At 39.0% G+C, this 4,130-nt stretch carries 6 protein-coding genes and 1 pseudogene; 3 read left to right on the top strand and 4 right to left on the bottom strand.

The features are described from left to right. Both IM450_RS05745 and IM450_RS05740 read left to right on the top strand, forming a co-directional pair. Positions 1 to 139: alpha/beta fold hydrolase (locus tag IM450_RS05745; protein ID WP_287664376.1), on the top strand; the 139-nt coding region annotated here is incomplete at its 5' end. 15 nt (positions 140 to 154) lie between these two features. Then, a complete protein-coding gene (locus tag IM450_RS05740; RefSeq protein WP_287667542.1) occupies positions 155 to 358 on the top strand; it encodes a hypothetical protein in 204 nt (67 codons plus the stop codon). Between the two features lie 118 nt (positions 359 to 476). Here the strand turns inward: IM450_RS05740 and IM450_RS05735 are convergent, their stop codons facing one another. The 4 genes from IM450_RS05735 to IM450_RS05720 all read right to left on the bottom strand — a co-directional run bounded on the left by IM450_RS05735 (position 477) and on the right by IM450_RS05720 (position 3,631). Next, positions 477 to 710: a hypothetical protein gene (locus IM450_RS05735; RefSeq protein WP_002802363.1), complete on the bottom strand. Its 234-nt coding sequence runs from the start codon at positions 708 to 710 to the stop codon at positions 477 to 479. Positions 711 to 713: 3 nt separating this feature from the next. Further along, positions 714 to 941: a hypothetical protein gene (locus tag IM450_RS05730; RefSeq protein WP_002802365.1), complete on the bottom strand. Its 228-nt coding sequence runs from the start codon at positions 939 to 941 to the stop codon at positions 714 to 716. Between the two features lie 392 nt (positions 942 to 1,333). After that, positions 1,334 to 2,437 (bottom strand): T3SS effector HopA1 family protein, encoded by a 1,104-nt coding sequence (locus IM450_RS05725; RefSeq protein WP_002802367.1) that lies wholly within the window; start codon positions 2,435 to 2,437, stop codon positions 1,334 to 1,336. A 24-nt stretch (positions 2,438 to 2,461) separates the two neighbouring features. After that, complete coding sequence (locus IM450_RS05720) at positions 2,462 to 3,631, bottom strand: phosphotransferase (RefSeq protein WP_002802369.1); 1,170 nt, start codon at positions 3,629 to 3,631, stop codon at positions 2,462 to 2,464. A 218-nt stretch (positions 3,632 to 3,849) separates the two neighbouring features. Between IM450_RS05720 and IM450_RS05715 the strand changes: the two are divergent. Continuing rightward, a pseudogene (locus IM450_RS05715) lies at positions 3,850 to 4,130 on the top strand (alpha/beta fold hydrolase); the annotation flags it as partial.

Below are 4,130 nucleotides of genomic sequence, written 5' to 3'. Positions count from 1 at the left end.
TGCCAAAATGGGCAAAATGGCGGCGGATTTGAATAATAATATCCAGTATGTGGAGATGGCTAATACTGCTCACTTTCCCATGTTAGAAGATGCCCCTACTTATCTACAAAAATTGCAAGATTTTTTAGAAATTAATTAGGGTTTGCTAGGGGAAATGAGTTTCTATGATGTGACTGACAAGTATATTGAAGTTCTTAAACCTATTGTGAAAGCTAAAGGGATAAGCTTGATTTTAGTGGAGGAAATTATACAGCCAGAGTTAAATGATCAGTTACGCTATCAAATTTGGTCAGAGTTGTTTGGCGAGTGGCTTAAGGACAAGGTTGGAGTAGTTCAACTCATCAATAAAAGTAAATAGAAGCTATTTTAAGTAGATTTTTTATCCGAAAATAGCTTCCTATTTAGAGACAGAAACATCAGGTTTACCTAGGTAAATCCTAGTCTTTTGTCTCAAAATAGAATTTACACTGTAAATTCTATGCTAAAATTTTCTTTACACCCCATGCAATGGCACCCGATATAGCGGCCCCAACTGCCACACCTCCTGCGAAACACCAAGCACTACTAGCAAGTGTAGGTGAAACTCCACCATTGATTCTCTGGTATTCAGATTCATGTACTTCATCTAAAAAGCTTTCAGAATCAAGGAATAAATCATATCCAGCAGGACACTCTAAGTTGTCAATCCTGATTTTTTGCATAATACTCATCCTTTATTTTGAGAGCGTCCAAGCAATAAGACCAACTGAGGCGACACCAACAACCACTCCACAAGCAAAAGTGGTCACCACAACTGTCTTTATCGATGCCGTCAGCGTTGTTACGCCTCCACCAGAAACACTGTAAAGCTCGTCATCATTTAGATAATCTAAAAAGCTTTCAGAATCAAAGAGTAAATCCGCACCAGCAGGGCGTAACTCAGAAATAGTAATATTGGCCATTTTTGTTTCCTCTTTGGAAAAGGGAGATGATTTGAGTTTGAGGTAATCAGAGTTATTATCTACCTCTTTTTTGAAGACTAACTCAATGTCTCATACTTCTCCAACAATGACAATAGCTTGAGCAACTTTAAAATTAATCTAACTGACACAATTATGTCTCAATTTTACCGACTAAAAACCGTAACTTCATCTAGATTATGACCGCAAATGCCCATAATCTCGTATCAACGAGCCTTGTTTTTCAAGACATAAATAACACAATTATGTTTTTTTTATATCTCTCTGCCCAGGGTTCGGGTGGTGGCAGAGCAAAAAAATAGCCCCATGACCTAATGAGGCTAAAATCTACCGATGGGCCGATCGCTCTTTGATTCCCAGATAGGCGACTAATATCAGCCTGCCAACTCTAATCCCTGATAAACATCCTCAGAATCAGCATTCAAATAAGGACGCTGCCAATCAATCCCCAACCCAGAAAACTGCTCAGAAATAGCAGTAATCCGACCCGCCGCAGAATTGTCCTCCTGTTGCCAAGCCATCAACAACCCATTGGCTATAATCTGACAGCGATTCATCCCAAAACTCTCCTCACTGCCAAACTTTTTGTCTGGTTCTTCCGCCAACCCCAAACCCGGTGCTAACTCCAGAGTAAACAAAGGTATTTCTGGCTTAAAAACAGACTGATTTTCTTGATAAACATGAGCCACAACCTGCCTGACCAACTCATAATCTGTTTTGCCAAAATAAAGCACCCCAGCATCATATCGTTGATAATCAACTGGATTATATAAAGCCTTAAAACTAAAAGGAATCCCCCTCTGATTTAACCTTTCAGTCAACCCAGTCATCACAGCCACCGCGCCTTCGGGAGTAACATTAAAATAGAGCCGCACCATAGCTTCCTCTCTCTGTAAACCGGCATTACCCACCGCCATATAAAAGCCATTTTGTACAAAATTCTTAGGCATCAAAATTGACACAACAGCACCCACTGCCGCCGCTTGCTCAGACTCTTGAAGATGCTTTTCCCGTTGGATATGCAGTCGCAAACCGCCCTTAGTCACAGCCAAACTGCCATCGGTTTCCTCTCTCAAAATTGACCAACCCGAATCAAAATATCCCTCCCCCTTGTTCGCTTCTTCCAACTGTAAATAAAAGTCCATAGCTACGCCAGCAAAACTATTATTCTCCAAATCTAATTGCTGACCCTTATTCTCAGAACCTAATGCTTGCGATGCTTGCATCGACCCATTATAATAAATACCATAAAGAAAACTCCTCAACTGTAAACTCATATATTTATCCTGTATTTCCTTCGGTAAAGCCTGAATCCGAGACAACATCTCAGCAGGCATTTCCCAGGGTTGATAGTTAGGATGACGAATCGAAAAATCAGCGGAAATTTCGAGATTTTCAACAATATCTAACAAAGCTTCCTTTAACCGACCTCTAACCTCAGGGGCTAAATGATGGAATTGAGAATTAAGTAATGACATAATTTTTCAAGATACTCAACGATATTAAACTTGGCCAACAACAGAAGAATTTATCTGATTTAAGTGAGTAGCAGTAGCCCCAAAAATCGTAGGCATTGATGATTCAGGACGACATAACAAAGCCTTGGCTACCTGAAGCATAGCAATTCCGGTATTATTAAAGATTTTTTGATACTGAACCATTGCCAAAATTGCAATAATTAAAGAAAAACCGGCCAACTGGACTACTTGCTTTAAGAAATCAGGACGATATTCTAAGATTTCTGGGAAAGTTTCTAAATAAGCTAAAGTTAACCCACCGATAGATGGCTGCAGCAATTCTAGGGGAGTAGTGGCTAGTCGCAGAGACTCTTCAATACTGAGAGAATTACTAATCACCAAGCTACCCAACCAAATTTGTAGATAACTAGCGATTGCCATTCCCAAATCAAATGCTGGATCTCCCCAATCAGACCTTTCCCAATCAATCAACCGGATCGCATTTCCATTAATATCTTCCCAGTTTCGATTCAGAAGAATATTATTCAGCTTGATGTCATTGTGAGTCAGACAAATAGGAGAAATAGTTTCACTGGCTCGATGAACTGCTTCTCCTAAGCTATCATATCGTTGATAAAGTGCAAAAAATTTCAATCCATCCATCGGAGCCATGCCAAAAATTTCAGGACCGATCCTTTCCAAACTCTCTAATAATAGCGGAGATACTTTCGGTTTTCCAGCAAACTCTTCTTTGACAAAAAATTCCCGATAAATACTCTGATTCCAGGTATCACGGTGAATTGTCGCCAAACAACTGCCGATTTGAGTAGCAACCTGAGCCGGAAAGAGATTCTCTTTAGAATAAAACTCTGCCAAATCCTGATAATTATCCAGATAAGTAGAAACTAAAATTGAGTTATCAGCATCGTGGAGCAGTAATTCTGGCAGAAAACTACGCCAATAGTCAATTTCAGGAAAGTTCTCTAGAAATTTGGGGATTCGCCATTCCCCAAAAAACTCGCCCACCGTTTCCTTTTCTAAATTAATAAATTGTTCTTGTTTAACCAGTAACTTTCGACCCTCTGGTAAAGTCACTAATAAGTTAAAATTTTTAGCCTGAATCTGCTCTACTCCCGGATTTTCTAGGCAGCGATCACAGATTTTTTGGTCGATTAAATAGTCATAAACATTTTGAGAACTTAACACAAATTTCATAATTACAATTATTCTCAAATATCGCTGATTTGTTTTTATTGATTTTAATTATAATTGATGATAGCCTTATTGCCAAGCTATTCATCTGCATTAAAAAAACATAATTAACACAATTATGTCTAAACTTCAACTAATCGCGCCAGTCAACCTACCTGTTAGATTGGTTTAGGGCTAATTGCGATCGCTCCATAGACAAAGAAACCGGGTTTCTCCACAGGGACAAGGCGGCTTTTGCTGCCTTCCATCAATTCGGTAAGTATGTGGTACGGTTTCGTTATGATTGATTTTTAAAAGTACCTTTTGCCGATCGATTATTTATGGCGAGATTTTTGCATCGATCGATCCCAAAATCAGAAAAAATTGCTTTTTTAGAAGATTTTTTAGCGGCAGATTATGAGGCAGCCCTAGGCACAATTTATACATCTGTGAGTAAAAAAGCAGTGGAAATTATGCCTGGTAAATTTGCTGAGATTAAGGTACCAACTCTTTTAGTATCAGG

Source organism: Microcystis sp. M083S1 (assembly GCF_020246405.1).
Classification (GTDB): Bacteria; Cyanobacteriota; Cyanobacteriia; order Cyanobacteriales; family Microcystaceae; genus Microcystis; species Microcystis aeruginosa_C.
Note: the sequence above shows the minus strand (reverse complement) of the source record. Positions and strands in the feature narration are given on the sequence as shown.

What these genes read in the sequence shown, in the direction of transcription:
- IM450_RS05720 (WP_002802369.1), bottom strand. Translation starts at nt 3,631, where the DNA reads ATGAAATTTGTGTTAAGTTCTCAAAATGTTTATGACTATTTAATCGAC.
- IM450_RS05725 (WP_002802367.1), bottom strand. Translation starts at nt 2,437, where the DNA reads ATGTCATTACTTAATTCTCAATTCCATCATTTAGCCCCTGAGGTTAGA.
- IM450_RS05735 (WP_002802363.1), bottom strand. Translation starts at nt 710, where the DNA reads ATGAGTATTATGCAAAAAATCAGGATTGACAACTTAGAGTGTCCTGCT.
- IM450_RS05730 (WP_002802365.1), bottom strand. Translation starts at nt 941, where the DNA reads ATGGCCAATATTACTATTTCTGAGTTACGCCCTGCTGGTGCGGATTTA.
- IM450_RS05740 (WP_287667542.1), top strand. Translation starts at nt 155, where the DNA reads ATGAGTTTCTATGATGTGACTGACAAGTATATTGAAGTTCTTAAACCT.